1 protein-coding gene is annotated in these 473 nt (G+C 68.5%); it reads right to left on the minus strand.

Going from position 1 to position 473, the window contains the following annotated elements; all coding sequences use genetic code 11:
- Window positions 1-473: aldehyde dehydrogenase family protein (locus AB4118_RS34150; protein ID WP_441493918.1), on the minus strand; the 473-nt coding region annotated here is incomplete at both ends.

Here is a 473-nt window from a genome sequence, read left to right on the forward strand (position 1 = left end):
CCGGTCGAGACCGAGCCGGTGAAGCTGATCGCATGCACATCCTTGTGCTCGAGCAGCGCCTGCCCGACCACCGAACCGCGCCCCATGACGAGGTTCAGCACGCCCTTGGGCAGGCCGGCGCGCTGGATGATGTCGACCAGCGCCCAGGCCGAGCCCGGAACGAGATCGGCCGGCTTGATCACGACGCAGTTTCCGTAGGCGAGCGCAGGGGCGATCTTCCAGCCCGGGATTGCGATCGGGAAGTTCCAGGGCGTGATCATGCCGATGATGCCGACCGGCTCGCGCGTGACCTCGACGCCGACGCCCGGGCGAATGGATGGGATGGCCTCACCGGCAAGGCGCAGGCACTCGCCGGCGAAGAAGGCGAAGATCTGGCCGGCGCGGGTCGCCTCGCCAATGCCTTCCGGCAGCGTCTTGCCCTCTTCACGGGACAGCAGGCGGCCGAGTTCCTCCTTGCGGGCGAGGATCTCGTC

The organism is Allobosea sp. 2RAB26 (assembly GCF_052115465.1).
Taxonomy (GTDB): domain Bacteria; phylum Pseudomonadota; class Alphaproteobacteria; order Rhizobiales; family Beijerinckiaceae; genus Allobosea.